We start from the raw sequence: 15,170 nt of genomic DNA on the forward strand, positions 1-15,170 counted from the left end.
ATGAACACCATGAGTCCGCACGGGACGACACCGGTCATCGGGGACGTCACCATCCTCGACGGCATGAAGATCGTGGAGATCACCACCGCCGTCTCCGCACCCCTGATCGGCCGGGTCCTGGCCGAGATGGGCGCTGAGGTCGTCAAAGTCGAATCCCGCGCCAAGGTCGACGTCAACCGCGCCCGGGTGCCCCGACCGACCGACCCAGAGGGTTTTCCCGCACACGAGGCTTTCCAGCTGCTCCACGAAGCCAGCGCCAGCAAGGAAAGCGTCACCCTGAACATGAAGACCGACGAGGGACGGCGGCTGTTCCTGGAACTACTCACGGACGCAGACGTTTTCATCGAGAACTTCGTACCCGGATGGCTCGACCGGCTCGACCTTCCCATCGAGCAGCTGCGCGAACGATTCCCTCAACTCGTCATCCTCTCGGCCAGCGGATACGGTCAAACCGGCCCGCTGCGAACCCAGCGTTCCTACGCGCCGGTGATGACCGCCCTGGCCGGCATCGAGGGCCTGATCGGCTACGAGGACGGCCAGGTCATGGGCTGCTCGGCCCTGGCTCTCGCGGACCTGAACTGCTCCTTCAACGGGGTCTTCCTCGTCATGGCCGCGCTCGTCGGTCGGCAGTCCACAGGCCAGGGCGTACACATCGACCTATCCCAGATCGAGGCCGCCTCCACCCTGGCGGGAGAAGCGTTCGTCGAACAGCAACTCCGCGGCACCCGGCCCGGACCCCTGGGTAACCAAGATCCCGACGGGACACGCTGGTCGCTCCAGCATGCGTCCGAAGACGAGACCTGGGTGGCAACCCGCACTGCGGCACCTGAATCCGGCCCGTCCGGAACACGGCCCCCCCGAGCCGAGCTGCTGAAAACGCTGCGCACGAGAGGAATCGAGTCCGCCTCCGTGCTGTCACCACAGCAGGTCGCGTCCGACGTGCGTTTCACCAGCCGCGGATACACCCAGGACGTCGGGCACCCACACTCGGCCATCGGGCAGCTGACGATCACCAGCGTCCCCTGGCGAGTGGAGGGAACTGTGCCGAGAATCCGCCGCGCAGCGCCGATGATCGGCGCGGGCAACGCAAAAATTCTGGGCCGCTACGCCGACACGGCTCAGCTGGCCGAACTCGAAGAACAAGGGGTGCTGAAGTGACGAACGCCTTCCTCGACGGATACCTGGTGGTGGAAATCGGGCGCAGCAGGGCAGCCGCCAATGCCGGCAAGCAGCTCGCCGATGCCGGGGCGCACGTCGTCGCCCTCCAGGACACGCAGCGCCTGGACAACCTCGGTGCCGACGCGCGAACCTACCTGGATCCGGCCAAGGACGTGGTCTCCTGGAATCGGCAGGATGACGCAGTCCTGGTCGACGAGCTGATCGCCCACGCCGACGCCGTGGTCACCGACCTGCCCACGCAGGAGCTGAAGGAACGCGGACTGGACGCAGACACCCTCCGGAAACGGTGGCCGAAGCTGAGCTACGTGGCCCTGACATCCGTCGGCTGGGATACTCCCGAGATCAGTCCGGCCGGCGAGTTGACCATGCAGGCCGAAAGCGGCCTGATGCACATGGTCGGCCACCCGGACCGCGAACCGCTGTCCCTGCCCTACGGTATGGGTTCGCTGCAGTTGGGCCTGCACGGCGCCGCCGCCGCGGCAACCGCGCTCTACGTTGCGACCACTACCGGACGCGGCCGCCTCATCGAGATCTCCGGGGTCGACGTACTGGCCTCCTATGTGCGCATCTACGGGGCAGTCGCGAACTACTACAACATCCCACTACGTCGTGACGGCCGGCGTGCACCCGGTTCCGGTGGCCGCTACCCGTTCGGACTCTTCCCCTGCAAGGACGGCTACGTGGCCATGATTTGCCGGGCCGACCGCGAATGGGCGAGCTTGCTGGAGATGATGGGCAACCCCGAGTGGTCCCGCACGGCTCGGTACAGCAACCTGTACGCCATCGCCATGGAATACCCGGACGAGGTGGACGCGCTGATCGAGCCCTGGCTCATGAAACGCACCCGGGCCGAATTGCTGGAGCTGGCACAGAAGTTCGCCATCCCAGTCGCTCCCGTGAAGACGATCCCGGAAGTCGCTGAGGACCCGCAACTACGGGAGCACCGGCACTTCTTCGACACGATCGTGACCGACGCCGGACGTGAGGTGGTGGTCCCCGGACGTCCCTGGGCCAGCCCGGAACGTCGGCTGACGCAACGTCCCCCCCGGCCACTGGCCGACGTGGTGGGCGACCTGGCCGGCGCAGGACGCCGGATCACCGAGATGGAGGCAGTGGCACGATGACCGAAAACGGAGCAGGACCGGCGGTCCTGATCGAACGCAGCGGCGCAGTCGGGCGGCTGGTCCTGAACCGGCCGAGCAAGAGCAACGCCCTCACCTTCGACGACGCACAGCTGCTCAAGCACTGCCTGCGTGAACTCGAAGAAGACGACGACATCAAGGTCATCATCCTCAAAGGCCGCGGAAAATCCTTCTGCTCCGGCCACGACTTCGACGACGTCGTCCAGTCCTACGGGCTGGACCGCAAGGACCAGAACGGCCGCCCCCACCGGATGAGTGTCCGGGAACGGTTGATCATCGATCGGCGACTGGCCGAAGAGTATCTGGCGTTCCAGTACTCCCAAAAACCGGTCATCGCCCAGGTGCAGGGCGCCGCCGTCGGATTCGGGATGTATCTCACCGAACTGGTCGACCTGGTCATCTGCGCCGACGATGCCCGCTTCAGCCACGCCGAACAGCGTCTCGGTTTCGCCGGCAACACCTGGCACTTGAACATGCAGATCCTCACGTACGGGCCCAAGAAAGTTCGAGAGATGCTGTTGCTGGGTTCCCAGTTCAACGGTCAGGACGCGGTCCGGATGGGCCTGGCCAACGCCTCGGTTCCGCTGGACGAGCTCGACGCCACCACCGAGCAGTGGGCCGAACGGGTGGCCCGCAACCCCAAGGATGCCCTAGTGACCGGGAAGGCGATCCACAACATGGCCATCGATTCCCTGGGCGGGACCCAACAGTTCTACCGCGGCGCCGTCGGTCACACCCTCGGGACCCTGCTGCACTTCGAACCGGACGAGTTCAATTTCTTCCGGGAACGCCGGGACAGCGGAACCAAGGCGGCCTACCAGAACCGCGACGCAACCTTCGAGGACACCACTCCCCGCTGACCCTCCGCCAAGAGAACCCACCCCCATCCACGCCACACAGAACGCAGCTGATTCGGAAAGGCTCTGGTCTTCCTCGGCGGCGAGCTGAGTGACGATGTCGGCGGGCAGGACCATCCAGGAAGACGACGTCTTCACTGACACGACCTGCCTCGGCTGGACACGCCAGGTTCCTGCACGGAGTGGAACGAGACCCCACCGAACATCCGCTCGCAGACACTCGAGCTCGAGGAGGACATCATGAGCATCAACACCATCCATCAGGAACTCGTCGACGAGCACGCGATCCTGGCCACCACACCCACGGACCTTCTCATTGGTGGGCAGTGGGTGCCCGCATCGGACGAAAAGACCTTCACCGTCTACGATCCGTCCACTGAACAGCCGCTCACCGAGGTCGCCGACGCCTCACCCGCGGACGGTCGCCGTGCCCTGGATGCGGCCGTCGCCGCACAGAAGGCCTTCGCCGCCACTACGCCCAAATCGAGGGCCGACATCCTCCGCGGGGTCGCGGACATTCTCCGGGAACGCATGGAGACGATCGCGCGCGTGCTCTCCATGGAGGCAGGCAAGCCACTGGCCGAGTCCCGCGCCGAAATCAACAGCGGCATCGACTTCATCGAACACTTCGCCGAGGAAGCGGTTCGGACGGAGGGTAACTACCAGGTCAATCCGGTCAGCGGGGGCCGCATGATCGTGATGAAACAGCCGATCGGTCCGTCCATCCTGATCACCCCCTGGAACTTCCCGTTCTCCCAAGCCGCCCGGAAGCTGGCGCCCGCCATTGCTGCGGGTTGCACGGTCGTGGTCAAGCCTGCGGCCGAAACCCCGCTGGTGTTGCTGGCGTTCGCGCAAGCCTTCCTCGACGCGGGCGTACCCGCCGGCGTTCTCAACGTCGTCACCACCCGATCCTCCAACGACGTCATGGAGCCGCTGATCCAATCCGGACTGGCCCGCAAGCTCTCCTTCACCGGCTCCACCCCGGTAGGGGTCAAGCTGCTGAAACAGGCGGCGGACCAGGTCCTCAGCACCTCCATGGAACTCGGCGGCAACGCCCCTTTCATCGTCTTCGACGACGCCGACCTGCAGGTCGCCGTCGACGCCCTGATGATGAACAAGATGTGGAACGCAGGACAGACCTGCACCTCGGCTAACCGCATCTACGTGCACACCTCGGTCATCGACCGGTTCCAGCAGATGCTGGTCGAGCGGATGTCCGCCTATGTGCCGGGCAGCTGGACCGAGGACGGGGTAAACCTCGGCCCTCTCATCAACGCGAAGCAAGCCGACGCCGTGGCCGCAATAGTGGACGACGCGGTTGCCAAGGGCGCAAAACTCGCCCTCGGCGGTGAACGGCTGAACCGTCCCGGCTATTTCTATCGGCCCACTATTCTTCGCGACGTCCCCGAGGACGCACTCCTCAACACCGAGGAGATCTTCGGCCCGGTCGCCCCCCTCATCCCCTTCAGTGACGAGGACGATGTGGTTCGCAGAGCCAATGACACCGAATACGGTTTGGTTGCCTACATTTTCACCGAGAACCTGCGCCGCGCGGTCCGGGTCTCCGAGGAACTGGAAACCGGAAACGTCGGTCTCAACAGGGGGACGGTGGCGTACGCCGCGGCACCCTTCGGTGGGGTCAAGAAGTCGGGTCTGGGCAGGGAAGGGGCCTCCGAAGGCCTCGAGGAGTTCTTGGAAACGAAGTTCATCGCTCTGCAGATGTAACCAACAGCCGCGAAATGGTCTTCGGTCCTTGACCTCCCAATCGAGACACTCATCTCAATAATGTCGGATATCTCAGATTCCGAGCACACTTAGGAGCAACAAATGAGCACTGACAGCCGACTGGCGGGGAAAGTAGCCTTCGTCACCGGAGCCGCACGCGGCCAGGGACGCAGCCATGCCCTTCGACTCGCGGGTGAAGGCGCGGACATCATCGCGGTCGATGCCTGCACCGCTTACGCGACCACGGCCTACCCGATGGCCACGGTGGAAGATCTCGCGCAAACGGCCAAAGAGGTGCAAGCCCTCGGCCGTCGCATTGTTACGCACACCGCCGACGTTCGCGAACCGGAACAGCTCAAAGATGCCCTCGCCAAGGGGGTCGCCGAGCTGGGCCGGCTCGACATCGTCGTCGCCAACGCCGGCATCTGTGTACTCGGCGCCTGGGACGAGGTCACCCCCGAGGTGTGGAAGGACACCATCGACACCAACCTCACCGGTGCCTGGAACACCATGGTCGCCGCTGCACCGCACCTGATCTCGGCCGGTGGAGGATCCATCATCGCCACCGGCTCCACCTGCGGTGTGCGGGGAGTGCCGTTCTTCGCCCCCTACGTCGCGTCCAAGCACGGATTGGTCGGCGTCGCGAAGACACTCGCCAACGAACTCGCCCAGTACAACATCCGGGTCAACGTCGTGCACCCCACGGGCGTCACCACCGAACTCACCAACGGGCTGGCACGCATCGGTGAACTCATCGAGGCGAATCCACGACTCGGCGGGACCTTTCTGAACGCCCTTCCGGTGGAACGGCTCGAGGCGAACGACATCAGCAACGCGGTTCTCTTCCTCGCATCCGACGAGGCCCGATTCGTGACCGGCACCGAACTCGCCGTGGACGCCGGGAACACCAACTTCTGATTCCCTCCCGTCCCATGCCACAGGATCCGCGCGACGAATACTGCACGACGGCGGTGGGCTGTTCAGAAGGGCCATCCTGAACAGTCCACCCGGCCTCGAGGCAAAAAGGGGCCGGTCGCGCGTGTCACCACTTGATTTGTCGAGTGAGGTGTCGCGCGAAGTAGTCCTCTCGGCCCGTGCGCCCTTCTGAAAGGACGAACGATGGTTACACCACGAATCGCTGGAAGGGACCTCATAGCACACCCCGAGAGTCTCTACCTCGACGGTAGGTGGGTCGAACCGGCCTCCGGTGGACTGATCAATGTCATCGATCCGTCCACCGAAGAGCTGTTCGTGGCCGTTGGGCCACCGAACCCGATATCGACCGCGCCGTTGCTGCGGCGAGAACCGCGTTTGACGACGGCCCAGCCTCGTCTGACACACGCAGCGCGGCCAACCAATGTGGGGGAGATGGGGAAGCTGCTCAACGAAAGGACCGACCAGATTGTCACCTGCACTCACAGCGAAGTGGACGTGCAGACCGGAAGAACATGGGGTCTTCGGCACGTCAAGTACACCGGACCGTGTGTCCAAATCTTCCGATTCGTGGACGGCAATGTGAAATCGTTCGAGGAGTACTACGACACAGCGTGCCTTAACGCTGCTCCGGGGCGTAACAGATGCGACCAGTGTCTGCCGCACAGGCAGGAGCAATGCTGATGGCAGCAGCCCGCGACAGTGCCGTGGATTCGGGGGCAAGCGACGGCCTGGTAGTCGTCGGTGGTGGCCTGGCGGGCCTGACTGCCGCCGTCCGGGCGACGGAGCTGGGAATCAAGGTGGTGGTCCTCGAAGCCGGCACGGAAATCAAGTACCCGACCAACTCTCGCTACACCGGGGGCGTCTTCCACGTCGCGTTCCTGGATGTCCACACCGATCCCGCGAAACTCACCACGGCCGTCGAGCGGGCGACGGCCGGGCACGCCGATCCGGGGCTGACCGCAGTGCTCACCCAGAGAATTTCCACAGCGGTGCGGTGGCTCGGAAACCACGGCGCCACCATCGGCACCGGCGGCGACCTGAAATTCATGAAGAACATGCTTCACCCATACAGCCTGCAAGTGCCCGGTTTTTCGAAGCATTGGCCCGACAAGGGCGCGGATCGGCTGCTGGCTGAACTGGAGCGTCAACTGATTGCCGCGGGAGGGCGCTTTCTCCGCGGCGCACGCGCCACCTCCCTGCTGATGCAGGACAAACGCTGCCACGGTGCCGTCGTTCGCCGCGCCGACGGCCGGATCGAAACGTACCTGGCATCGGCGGTCTTGCTTGCCGACGGCGGCTTCCAGGGCAACCGCGAGATGATCCGCCGCTACATCTCACCGCGTCCGGAGGCACTGTGCCAGCGGGGAGCAGCCACGGGAATGGGCGACGGAATCAGGATGGCGCAAGCGGTGGGCGCTCAGGTCGCAGATATGGACCGCTTCTACGGGCACGTTCAGTGCTCCGAAGCGCTCACCGACGACCAGCTGTGGCCCTACCCGATCCTCGATATCGTCGCGTCCGCGGCAGTGGTCGTCGACTCGACAGGCAACCGGTTCACCGACGAGGGGCTCGGCGGCGTATCCATCGCCAATGCCATTGCGCGTCAGAATGACCCACTGAAAACATTCGTCATCCTCGACAACGTCCTCTGGGAGTCCATAGGAAAACAGTTCCTCCTCCCTCCCAATCCGACGATCGAAGAACGTGGCGCGACCGTGTTCCGAGCCGCCGGTCTCCGCTCGTTGGCGCACCAGACCGGTCTGCCGGCGGGCCCGCTCGAGTCGACGATCGACGAGTACAACCGTGCCGTCCAATGCGGGAACCCAGGGGCCCTGGATGTCCCGCGCACGGGCGAGAGTTCGACCTTGGGGCACCCCCCTGCGACCATTTCCAAGCAGGGAATGGTGGCGATTCCTCTGTGCGCCGGCATCACCTACACGATGGGTGGTGTGATCATCGACAACCGATGCCGGGTGATCGATCGAGACGGCCGCGCGATCCAGGGTCTGTTGGCGGCCGGCTCCACCATCGCCGGGCTGGAGGGTGGACCCGCCAGCGGCTACATCGGAGGCCTGGCCAAGGCGCTCGTTCTCGGTCTGACGGCGGCCGAGCAGGTTGCCGGCGCGGACCCGTCCGGTCCTCTTGGAGAGCGTTCCGAGAACCGCGGTGGCTGAGAAGGGCAGACCATCCGCGCCGGCGTGCGCCCCGGCCCATGAGAAACGGGACGGTGGGTTGCGGCCAGACGAGGGATCGAGCTACCACCCTCGGCTTCGAAGACCCGGGCAGCTCGGCCCGCGGAACCGACGAGCGGAGTGTGTCATCTCAGTCGTTGCGATGGCCGGGAACCACTCCTGGTGTCCGGTTTCCTGCATGTGCGCGGTGGGGAGCCGGGCAGCTGGTTCGATGAGCCCATCGTTTCGGGCCGGGTACTGGGCGCTTGGCTCCGGCGCCGCGGCGGGCTGCGCCGCTCGCGCAGTCCGTCATGGTGGTCACGAGGCAGCGGTGCCGGCCGGGAGACGTAGATGCCCACGCGCGCACGAAAGCCGGCACCCACATGGGCCCTCCCATCGTGGGGTTGTGCTGGTGCACATGGTCGGCCTCCGCCCTGTTCGGTTGACGCGCCGTTCTTCCCGAGCCGCCCGAGAGATGATGGCAGCGGGCTCTGCGGTGGTCAGGGCAGATCCCTTCCCGGCGAGCCGTGGCCGCCAGTGCCGGGAGGTTTCCACCCCGGCCCGACGCGGGACGATCGTGGTGGCGAGAGCGTGGATGAGCGGCCGCCTCCCGCGTGCGCGCTGCGCAGGTGCAGTACGGGCTGGTGAATCCGGCATTTTCCGTTGAGGAGGGTTCTGTACCCCGAAACGCCTAACGCCTAATCGACCAGACTCCGGTGGGGGCGGATGACCCGGTTCTCCCATCCGGACAGCATGATTGATCCGGGATCGACGTACGACTGCCGTGCGTCGATGTCCTCGCCGAGCCGAGTCTGCTCGAAAGCGGCGATCATGTCCGAGCGTTCTTCCCACCAGAGTTCTTCGACGTAGTCGAAGCGCGGCACCCCGACGTCCCCGACCTGTTCCCGCACCTTCCCCCAGGAGTACCCGAGCGCATTCCAGTCTTTCCAGGATTCCTCGCGCAGTCGCCCCTTCAGGTCCGCTTCCACACCAGGAGCCAGGCGTGTGAAGACCAGGAGTTGGTGCAGGTGTGAGGACGGTGTACTCGCGGGTTCCTGGGATTGGCAAACCTGCGTGAAGACACGGACTTTCCTCGGGATGTCCATGAACAATGGTTCGTCCTGGAGCGCGCCAGTTTTGTACTCGCTGGTCCGGCTCATGGTCAACGCGTGGCTGTCCGAAGCGAACCAGGCCTGCGAGACGCCGTCGAAGCCGCCGGCCGAGTAGGGCCCTCGGAACCGCGCCCCATCGGTGGCGTGTAGCTGGGTGTACTGGGTGAGCGTGGGAATCTGTCGGGCAAGATCGGCATGTACGGTACGCCAGTGCTCGTGAAAGTAGACGTCGGTGACCGTCGGTTTCTTCGGGATCAGTACGTACATCTTCATGATTTCGGGGCCGCCGGTCCGGCAACTGCGGTGAGGGAGCCGGTGCGCGTCGCCCCGGGGGCACCGGCAGTCGCGGGCGATGTTCGGGTCCGATTGGCGCGGTGGCGAACCACGGACCAGTGGGTTGCCAGAATGCTGATCGAGCACAGCACACCGGCGTAGACACTGATCCATCCCCATGCTCCTGGCGAAACCGCGACGATGCTCGCCGCGACCAACGGGGAGAGGCCATTGATGGCGCCGCCGAGTTGCTGGCCGAGCGACACTGCACTGGCGCGAATCTCGATCGGATACATCTCGATGAAGAACACCGGAGTGATGGCATTGACCAGGGCATGCCCTAGGCCGAGGACCACCACCAGGGATGCGAGGATCCCCAGCACATTGCCCGTGGAAAGTGCCCAGAAGTAGACGAAGGTGGATACCCCTTCCACCGCAAGGCCCGCATTGATGAGCTCGTGCCGCCTGGCGATCCGGTCGGACACCCAACCCCAGAAGGGCACGACCAGGACCAGCACCGCGGCCGCAACGGTGACGAGGATCAGCATCTGCGACTGATCGACGTCGTACTGGGAACTTCCGTAGCTCAGACCGAACACCGTCACGATGTAGAAGACGGTCCCCGGCGCGGCGGAGGTCAACGTGGTGAGCAGCACATCAATTTTGTGTGACCGGACGACCCGCCGGAACGGGAAAATGTCGATCTTGCCCTCGATACGGACCAGCGACGACTCCTCGGGCTCTGTGATATGCCGGCGAATGAGGTAGGCGACCACGATAAGCGCCGCGCTGAAGAGGAAAGGAAGCCGCCAACCCCACGCGAGGAAGGTCTCTCGCGGCATGACCGACAGGGCGGCGTAGACGCCGGTGGACAGCACCATTCCGGAGAAGGGACCGGAGGAGGCGAAGGAGCCGAAGAAGGCACGACGCCCAGGCGGGGCGCTTTCAACGGACAGGGCCGATGCATTGCCGAGTTCGCCCCCGATACCCAGACCCTGGATGATGCGGACCGCCACCAGGAGCAGGGCCGCTCCTTCGCCGATCTGCACTTGTGTCGGGAGAAGTCCGACCGCGACTGTCGCCAAGCCCATGGTCAACAGAGTCGCTTGAAGGGCGACCTTCCGTCCGTGACGGTCACCGATATGACCGAAGACGACGGCGCCGAAGGGACGGACGATGTACCCGATTGCCAGCGTGGCGTACGAGGCGACCATCCCGATAGCTGGGGAAAGGTCGGTAAAGAACAATTCGTTGAAGACCAGCGCGGAGGCGGTTCCGTAGATGAAGAAGTCATAGTATTCCAGGGATCCGCCCGCGAACGCCGCAGCGGCGGCCCGTCGGGGGGTGGATCTCTTCGAGGTCGATTCGACTGAGGTCACGGTTTCCTCTCGGTCAGGAAGAATCGGGCCGTTAGCTGGTGATCGCGCGAGGGGGCACCTCCGTGCCGCGGCGGGGCAGCGACGGGTGCCCCTGCAGCGCTTCCGTTCCGGGATGTACGACGGCTCGGGCAGCATGTGACGGACGCGACGGCCCCTGCCCCGAGTTGGCTGGAACTCGACGGTGGCCGACGGCGGGATGGCGCACGCCATTTTAAGTCGTCGTGGGCCCAGGGTTCCGCTGCCCTGCGTGCGGGAAGGCGGCGTGGATGTCGTGATCTGACACGCAGGGTGCAGCGGCAGGGCCGTTGGTACGTCGATGTCCTCAGGACGCGGTGGTTGCTCTTTCCGTCTCCGCTGAGACCGCCGCTTCGGGTGCGGGGCCTTGGTGGCCCCACCGTGCGACCGCCAGGCTGGCGGCAATCGCGCCCAGCAGGCACAGGCCACCACCATAGACGCCGACGAGCATGCTGTTGTCCGGGTTGGCAACTGTGATGGCCGACGCAACCAGGGGGCCGAGGCCACTGAGAGCGCCACCGAGTTGCTGGCCCAGCGAAACCGCGCTGGCGCGCACCTCGGCCGGGAAGAGTTCGGGGAAGAAGGCTCCGGAGGTCCCTGTCACGATGCCATGTCCGAACACCAGGACGAACACCATGCCCATCAGGATCAACACCGGATCGGCGGACGGAAGGGCGAGGAAAAACACGAAGGTGAGGACCGCTTCCGCCACGAATCCCGCGATGATCAACCGGCGCCGGCCGATACGGTCGGACAGCGCACCCCACGCCGGCACACTCGCACAGAGCAGGGCAGAGGAGATCGTGATCACCACAAGCATGGTGGTCTGGGAAACCCCGTACTGGGTTGTCGCATAGGACAGGGAGAAGACGGCCACGATGTAGTACACGGTGTTCGGTCCCGTGGCCATCAGCGTGGCCAGCACGACGTCCTTCTTGTGGCTGCGGAGCACCTGGTTGATCGGCAGGTCCTGTGCACGTCCTTCCTCGCGAATCCGATCGGTCGTATCGGGCTCGGGGATCTGCCGCCGAACGGCATATGCGACAACCACGAGGACCGCGCTGAGCAGGAAGGGAATCCGCCATCCCCAGCCCATGAAGGCCTCTTTCGGGAGGGAGTGAACCAACGCGAACACGCCGGTGGCCATCACCATGCCGGCAAAGCCGCCCGCGTAGGAGAACGAGCTGTAGAACCCACGTCGGGCCTTCGGGGAGCTCTCCATCGCGAGGGTGGCCGCATTACCCATTTCTCCGCCGAGCCCGAGGCCCTGGATCAGGCGTAGGGCCACCAGGAGTACAGCAGCCCAATCGCCGATGGCTGAAGCCGTGGGCAGACAACCGATGAGGATGGTGGCGCCACCCATTGTGTACAGGGTTGCCATGAGAGCTTTCTTCCGTCCGACCCTGTCTCCGATGTGTCCGAAGATGACCGCACCGAGCGGGCGGATCAGATAGCCGACAGCGAGAGTGGCGAAGGCGACGAGGGTGCCGATGGCCGGGGTCAATTCGGTGAAGAACAACGCGTTGAACGCGATGGCCGATGCAGTTCCATAGATGAAGAAGTCGTAGAACTCGATGGCCCCACCAAAGAAGCCGGCTGCTGCGGCGCGGCCCGGCGCTTTCTTCTGGGTGGTAGTGCTCATGGTGCTCCTTACGGCGAGCAAATCAGGGATCGTGTCGATGAACGGTCACGCATCGCGCCTCGGCCGTGACGGCCCGGCCTCAACGGTTCGACCATTAGCCGAGAGTAGCAACCTCGGCGTGACTCGAATCACAAACATCGGTGGGCGAAATCTGTGTTGCGCTCGACGGTACGTGACGGTATAATGATCGGCCCGGTCGCGCCCGAGGCGGTCGTCCAGCTACCGCGGTGGGGCCGTCGGATCTGCGAGGTCCGAACAGCGCAATGGCGTACGTAGTGGTTGTCACTGCCTCGATGCCCAGGCAGGGCGCCTCGAGAGCGCCACTGCGTTCGGCGCCGAAGCTCCGCGGTCAAACCATTGGGGTACTTTCAGGGCAGAGTCCGCTCGGCGCCGTGCTGGCGGCAAATGAACGTGGGTGGTACCCGATGGCAGGTAGTTCCAGTGGCCAACAGGACAGCCGTGAATCCGTTATCGGTCGGGTGGCCAGGATCCTGGCCGCCTTCGATCGGCGGAATTCCGCACTGCCCTTGTCGGTTCTGGCTGAGCGAGCGGACCTCCCCGTCCCTACGGCCTACCGGCTGGTTACGGAGTTGGTCCGGCATGGACTGCTGGAACGCGATGAGGACAAGCGAATCCGTGTCGGAATGCGGTTGTGGGAGTTGTCGACCCGGGGCAACGACCGGCTGACCATCCGAAACATCGCGCTTCCCTATATGGAGAACCTCTTCGAATCGCTGGGACAGCTGACGACACTGGGCGTCCTCGACGGGGGCACGGTCCTGTATCTCGAGCGCCTTACTCCGGAGGGAATGGACGTCGAGCGTGCGCATATCGGTCAGCGGCATCCCATTCACGCCGGCTCCACCGGCCTGGTGCTGCTGGCCTTCTCCCCGTTGAACTTCCAGGAAGATTTCCTGCGCCGGCCGCTGCCGAGGTACACGGCGGACACTGTCACCGATCCGGGGCTTCTGCGTCGTCAGCTGGCGATGATTCGGCGCCAACGGTATGCGGTGGCCACCGGGATCGGTATGCCGGACTGGACGGGGATGGCGGTGCCGATCCTCGACGTGGACAAGTCGGCCGTCGCTGCATTGAGCGTGGTCTATGCCAGGGGCAAGGAAAACGCGGCGGCGGCTATTCCTGCGCTGCAGGCGGCCGCTTTCGCGATCTCGTTGACCCTCGGTTCCCGCCCCCGCCGTGACGAGGATTGAGATTTCATCTCTTCGCGTTTTCGCTGAGTGAAACTGGAGTCAGTGCTGCGTGTCACAGCTGCCATCGTGGAGGCAGCATTTCCCGGCCTCCGGTCGACCTCTTGGTCCCGGACTACCGCCATGGTCAGCCCGCACTGGTGCTGCGAGGGGCCGCGGCCGGGGGCGCACCCAGAAAGGAGCACCATGACAATCACGTCGGCGGATGCGGCACAGATTCAGAAACTGCCGTACTCCCATGAACTCGACTGGCCCGAGGGGCTTTCACCGTGGACGGTCATCGACGAGACCGGCGCACAGGGCGAGCCCTACGCGCACTTCGAGTGGATGCGCAGGCACCACCCGGTCCTGCGGGTTTCTCACCCGCAGGAAGACGTCTATTTCGTCTCTCGCTATGCCGATGTCCGCAAAGGCATGCGTGCCGCGAAGATCTACCGCAATCAGGTCAACGATCAGGTGCCGTTTGCCTTTCCGACCCTGATGGATGGCTCGGCGCACATGAAGATCCGCAAGGTCGTTGCGGCGGGATTCACGCCGAAAGCGATCGGCATGGTGGCTGACCGCGTCCGGGACGTCGCTACAGGCTTGGTGGACGACTTCGCCGTACAGGGCGGGGGAGAGGTGGCCGAGGCCTTGAACCGGCCGCTCACCATGGCCACCATCAGCGGCATTTTGGGTGTGCCGTACAAGGATGTCGAACAGTTCGATACCTGGACGGAGTCTGTGTGGGCGTGGTTCGCCAGGGTCTCCCGGATGGCGCCGGGACTGCCGGGAGACGAAGAGGTCTCACAGGACCTGTTCGACTATCTCGGAAGCATTCTGGAACAGTTGTACGAGCAGGACAGCGAAGCCGTTGCCGGACACATCGCCCGCGCCTGGAAGGGCGAGGGCATCCTGACCCGCCAGCAGGCCATCGAACTGTGCGTTTTCGTCTTCATCGCCGGCTTCGACACCACCACCCGACTGATGGGCAACGGCTACCTCGTTTTCAAGGACTACCCGGAGCTGCTGGACCGCATCGACGCGCATCCCAGAGACGTGGATAAGTTCGTAGAGGAATTGGTCCGGTTCCGCGGTCCGGTCCACAAGGCGCCCCGCAGGCTCGCCGAGGCGGTGGAAGTAGCCGGCGCGACGATCCCCGCTGGTTCCGTGGTCCGGCTCTTGCTCGCTTCGGCGAACCGGGACGAGGAGCGATGGGGACCGAACGCGGACAAGTTCGACATCGACCGGAACACCGAGGGCCACTTCGGGTTCGGACACGGGGTGCACCAGTGCCTTGGCTCCCCCCTGGCGCGCCTCGAAGCACGCACCATGTTCGAATTGATCGCTTCACGGATCGACTCCGTTGATTTCGATCCCGCACACGATCTCGACTTGCTGAAAGGCAACAGCCTGACCAACGGCGTCGAGAGGCTGAACGTGAAGGTCACCGCCCGCCGACGGTGACTGCCCGCGAAAACACGTCGGTCCCGCATCGGAATTCCGGTGCGGGACCGACGTGTTCGGTGTGGGTCCTTTGTGGTTGTTTGGA

General features: G+C 64.6%; 11 protein-coding genes. 8 read left to right on the top strand and 3 right to left on the bottom strand.

What is annotated here, in order from left to right:
• The 6 genes from CJ177_RS34095 (at position 1) to CJ177_RS34120 (ending at position 8,013) form a co-directional block, all read left to right on the top strand.
• The gene (locus CJ177_RS34095) at positions 1–1,158 is read left to right on the top strand and encodes a CaiB/BaiF CoA-transferase family protein (protein WP_095869702.1); all 1,158 of its coding nucleotides are present in this window, start codon (positions 1–3) and stop codon (positions 1,156–1,158) included.
• Entirely contained in the window at positions 1,155–2,303 is a 1,149-nt protein-coding gene (locus CJ177_RS34100) for a CoA transferase (RefSeq protein WP_179443350.1), read from the top strand. The genes CJ177_RS34095 and CJ177_RS34100 overlap by 4 nt, the downstream gene beginning before the upstream one ends.
• Positions 2,300–3,181 carry an enoyl-CoA hydratase/isomerase family protein gene (locus CJ177_RS34105; protein ID WP_095869704.1) on the top strand — a complete coding sequence of 294 codons (882 nt, stop codon included), beginning with the start codon at positions 2,300–2,302 and terminating at the stop codon, positions 3,179–3,181. Before CJ177_RS34100 ends, CJ177_RS34105 begins: the two co-directional genes overlap by 4 nt.
• A 237-nt stretch (positions 3,182–3,418) precedes the next feature.
• Positions 3,419–4,903, top strand: coding sequence for an NAD-dependent succinate-semialdehyde dehydrogenase (locus CJ177_RS34110; RefSeq protein ID WP_095869705.1), 1,485 nt, complete (start codon positions 3,419–3,421; stop codon positions 4,901–4,903).
• A gap of 102 nt (positions 4,904–5,005) precedes the next feature.
• Positions 5,006–5,821, top strand: a complete 816-nt coding sequence (locus CJ177_RS34115; RefSeq protein WP_095869706.1) for a mycofactocin-coupled SDR family oxidoreductase — start codon at positions 5,006–5,008, stop codon at positions 5,819–5,821.
• A 698-nt stretch (positions 5,822–6,519) separates the two neighbouring features.
• Positions 6,520–8,013: an FAD-dependent oxidoreductase gene (locus CJ177_RS34120; protein ID WP_179443351.1), complete on the top strand. Its 1,494-nt coding sequence runs from the start codon at positions 6,520–6,522 to the stop codon at positions 8,011–8,013.
• A 695-nt stretch (positions 8,014–8,708) separates the two neighbouring features.
• Here CJ177_RS34120 and CJ177_RS34125 read toward each other — a convergent pair.
• The 3 genes from CJ177_RS34125 to CJ177_RS34135 form a co-directional block, all read right to left on the bottom strand.
• Entirely contained in the window at positions 8,709–9,395 is a 687-nt protein-coding gene (locus CJ177_RS34125; RefSeq protein ID WP_179443352.1) for an EthD domain-containing protein, read from the bottom strand.
• On the bottom strand, positions 9,392–10,774 hold the full coding sequence (locus CJ177_RS34130; RefSeq protein ID WP_179443353.1) for an MFS transporter: 1,383 nt from the start codon (positions 10,772–10,774) through the stop codon (positions 9,392–9,394). The genes CJ177_RS34125 and CJ177_RS34130 overlap by 4 nt, the downstream gene beginning before the upstream one ends.
• A 322-nt stretch (positions 10,775–11,096) precedes the next feature.
• Positions 11,097–12,431: an MFS transporter gene (locus CJ177_RS34135; protein WP_095869710.1), complete on the bottom strand. Its 1,335-nt coding sequence runs from the start codon at positions 12,429–12,431 to the stop codon at positions 11,097–11,099.
• Positions 12,432–12,856: 425 nt separating this feature from the next.
• On the opposite strand from CJ177_RS34135, the gene CJ177_RS34140 reads away from it, so the two are divergent.
• Both CJ177_RS34140 and CJ177_RS34145 read left to right on the top strand, forming a co-directional pair.
• Positions 12,857–13,642 carry an IclR family transcriptional regulator gene (locus CJ177_RS34140; protein ID WP_179443354.1) on the top strand — a complete coding sequence of 262 codons (786 nt, stop codon included), beginning with the start codon at positions 12,857–12,859 and terminating at the stop codon, positions 13,640–13,642.
• 120 nt (positions 13,643–13,762) lie between these two features.
• The gene (locus CJ177_RS34145; RefSeq protein WP_095869712.1) at positions 13,763–15,085 is read left to right on the top strand and encodes a cytochrome P450; all 1,323 of its coding nucleotides are present in this window, start codon (positions 13,763–13,765) and stop codon (positions 15,083–15,085) included.
• Positions 15,086–15,170: the final 85 nt, after the last annotated feature.

The sequence above is a fragment of the Rhodococcus sp. ACPA1 genome (assembly GCF_002300195.1).
Taxonomy (GTDB): Bacteria; Actinomycetota; Actinomycetes; order Mycobacteriales; family Mycobacteriaceae; genus Rhodococcus_F; species Rhodococcus_F opacus.

What these genes read in the sequence shown, in the direction of transcription:
- CJ177_RS34095 (WP_095869702.1), top strand. Translation starts at nt 1, where the DNA reads ATGAACACCATGAGTCCGCACGGGACGACACCGGTCATCGGGGACGTC.
- CJ177_RS34105 (WP_095869704.1), top strand. Translation starts at nt 2,300, where the DNA reads ATGACCGAAAACGGAGCAGGACCGGCGGTCCTGATCGAACGCAGCGGC.
- CJ177_RS34110 (WP_095869705.1), top strand. Translation starts at nt 3,419, where the DNA reads ATGAGCATCAACACCATCCATCAGGAACTCGTCGACGAGCACGCGATC.
- CJ177_RS34115 (WP_095869706.1), top strand. Translation starts at nt 5,006, where the DNA reads ATGAGCACTGACAGCCGACTGGCGGGGAAAGTAGCCTTCGTCACCGGA.
- CJ177_RS34120 (WP_179443351.1), top strand. Translation starts at nt 6,520, where the DNA reads ATGGCAGCAGCCCGCGACAGTGCCGTGGATTCGGGGGCAAGCGACGGC.
- CJ177_RS34125 (WP_179443352.1), bottom strand. Translation starts at nt 9,395, where the DNA reads ATGAAGATGTACGTACTGATCCCGAAGAAACCGACGGTCACCGACGTC.
- CJ177_RS34135 (WP_095869710.1), bottom strand. Translation starts at nt 12,431, where the DNA reads ATGAGCACTACCACCCAGAAGAAAGCGCCGGGCCGCGCCGCAGCAGCC.
- CJ177_RS34140 (WP_179443354.1), top strand. Translation starts at nt 12,857, where the DNA reads ATGGCAGGTAGTTCCAGTGGCCAACAGGACAGCCGTGAATCCGTTATC.
- CJ177_RS34145 (WP_095869712.1), top strand. Translation starts at nt 13,763, where the DNA reads ATGGTCAGCCCGCACTGGTGCTGCGAGGGGCCGCGGCCGGGGGCGCAC.